Source organism: Candidatus Magnetobacterium casense, from assembly GCF_019173545.1.
Lineage (GTDB): Bacteria > Nitrospirota > Thermodesulfovibrionia > Thermodesulfovibrionales > Magnetobacteriaceae > Magnetobacterium > Magnetobacterium cryptolimnobacter.
Genome location: NZ_JABXWD010000431.1, coordinates 1 through 2,666, shown reverse-complemented (window position 1 = coordinate 2,666; position 2,666 = coordinate 1). Strand labels below are relative to the sequence as shown.

At 54.3% G+C, this 2,666-nt stretch carries 2 protein-coding genes and 1 pseudogene; all 3 read left to right on the top strand.

What is annotated here, in order from left to right; genetic code table 11:
- A partial coding sequence (locus HWQ67_RS15905) for a dihydroorotase (protein WP_218253667.1) occupies positions 1-890 on the top strand: 890 nt, incomplete at its 5' end.
- Positions 887-1,996 (top strand): glutamine-hydrolyzing carbamoyl-phosphate synthase small subunit, encoded by a 1,110-nt coding sequence (carA, locus tag HWQ67_RS15900; RefSeq protein ID WP_218253666.1) that lies wholly within the window; start codon positions 887-889, stop codon positions 1,994-1,996. The genes HWQ67_RS15905 and carA, both read left to right, overlap by 4 nt.
- 493 nt (positions 1,997-2,489) lie before the next feature.
- A pseudogene (locus tag HWQ67_RS15895) lies at positions 2,490-2,666 on the top strand (tyrosine--tRNA ligase); the annotation flags it as partial.

Below are 2,666 nucleotides of genomic sequence, written 5' to 3'. Positions count from 1 at the left end.
AGGAGCTTACCGAGTTTGGTCTTATGAAGGCAGCCGGCTGTGTTGCCTTCTCCGATGACGGCAGACCGGTCACCAACTCCCTGCTCATGAGACGGGCGCTTGAATACTCAACGACCTTCGACGTCCCCGTAATATCTCACGCCGAAGACGTCTGGCTCTCCGCAGACGGGGTGATGAACGAAGGGCAACTCTCAACACTCCTGGGTCTGAGGGGGATACCGGCAGAGGCGGAGGTGATCATGATACGGCGCGACATAGAGCTTGCAGCCCTGACTGGCGGAAGGTTGCACATTGCCCATGTCTCTACGGCGGGCGGGGTCAGGGCCATCAGAGAGGCAAAGGCCGCAGGGATTAACGTCACGGCTGAGACCACCCCGCATTATCTCCACATAACGGAGGACTGCGTAAAGGGCTACAACACCTTGGCCAAGGTCAACCCCCCACTGCGCACCAAAAAAGACGTTGAAGCCGTCAGAGAGGGCATCTGCGACGGCACCATTGACTGCATCGTCACGGACCACGCACCACACCACAAGGACGACAAGGAGTGCGAGTTTGACGTGGCCGCATTTGGCATATCGGGGCTTGAGACCGCACTTGCCCTGGGGCTGAGACTCGTACAGGAGGGGGTGCTGTCATTGAGCGCCTTGATTGAAAAAATGACCGTTAAGCCATCCGACATTCTAGGGCTTGGCAAGGGTACTCTGACGGAGGGTGCAGTGGCCGACGTCGTGGTGGTTGACATAGACAGGGAGTTTACGGTGGATATGAACAGCCTGGTATCAAAGGGCAGGAACACGCCATTTCACGGTTGGCAGCTCAAGGGACTCTGTGTGCTGACAATTGTTGGTGGTGCAATCAGGTACGACCAACTGCGGGGCAGTCTATGAGCGGGGCATTGCTTGTACTTGCCGATGGTACGGTATTTGAGGGTGAGGCATTTGGGGCAGAGGGTGAAGCCGTTGGGGAGGTCGTCTTTAATACCGCCATGAGCGGATATCAGGAGATATTGACCGATCCGTCCTACAAGGGACAGATAGTTACCATGACGTACACTCAGATAGGCAACTACGGCATAAACCCCCAAGATGCGGAGTCGGTGGCAGGCCCCAAGGTCGAGGGGTTTATCGTGAAGGAATCCTTTGGGCGCTGGAGCAACTGGCGCGGCAATCAATCCATAGGCGACTATCTGAGGCAACACAACATCGTGGCCATCAGCGGGATTGACACACGGGCGCTTACCGTACACCTCAGAACATCCGGGGCAATGATGGGTATAATCTCAACCCTGAAAGCAGACCCACGGAGGCTATATCAGCGGATCAATGGACACCCCGGTATCGGTGGCATTGACCTAGTACAAGGCGTAACGGCACAAGGCCCCTATCACTGGAGTGAGCCGCTTTGGTCGCTGAATAGCAGCCTGCAACGCCCCACGGCATCAAAGAAGGTGGTGGTGTACGACTTTGGCGTAAAGCTCAACATCTTGCGCAGTCTTGTGAGCGTTGGCTTTGACGTGCATGTGGTACCGGCTGCCACCAGTGCGGATGAGGTTTTAAAACTCGCACCCGATGCCATATTTCTCAGCAACGGCCCCGGAGACCCCGAGGCGGTTGGATATGCCATTGAAAACGTCAGAAAACTCCTGGACAGGAAACCAATCTTTGGCATCTGTCTTGGACATCAGATACTGGGGCTTGCACTTGGCGGCAGGACGTTTAAGCTCAAGTTCGGTCATCACGGCGGCAATCACCCCGTCAAGGACCTCCAAACCGGCAGGGTTGAGATAACCTCGCAGAATCACAACTACTGTGTCGATATCGACGGCATCAGCAAGGAGGTCGAACTGACACACGTCAACCTCTATGACGGCACGGCTGAGGGCATGAGACACGTGCACTTGCCGGTCTTTTCCGTTCAGCATCATCCGGAGGCTGGTCCTGGTCCTAACGACTCGCGGTATCTCTTTCAACGCTTCAGAGACTTGCTGGGGTAAGGCCGGCAGCGTGGATAGCGAAACAGGGTTATCGCCTGGAGGTCAAGGGCGATAACCTGCGTTTGTTCCTGCATCCTGCACATGCTCAAAAGTAGAAATCACCAAAGATTTCATTTACGTCTATCTCCAGCCCTTCAATGACCCTGGACTTTACAACTCCTTCACCCTCGGCTAAAGAAAAAAGCGGTTCCTTCTTATTTCATATGGGTAACTTAACTTAAGACTAGCGACCAACGGGAGGGGGTAGTGCAATCTACCGCCTTACCCTTTATATGCTTCCCCTCAAAAACAGCAGATATAAAATGGAACATGTCAAGCCTTACCATAGGCGGGATTGCTAATCTTACCCACTCACTTTGAGAAAGAGCCAATGTATATCAACGAACGCACGGGAGCCGTATAAGGAATACGGTGTCGCCGGCATTAACGTTTTGGCTTTTATTTTTCCCTTGCCTTGACGCGATGCACCGATAACGGTTATCATATGGACACAATGTTAGCGCCACAGCAACAACTTGAGGTCATCAAGCGTGGGACCTCTGATATCATCCACGAGGCAGAACTGCTGGAAAAGCTCCGGCTGGGCAGACCCCTGCGGATCAAGGCCGGCTTCGACCCCACGGCCCCGGACATACACCTGGGACACACGGTGCTGATCGAAAAGATGAGA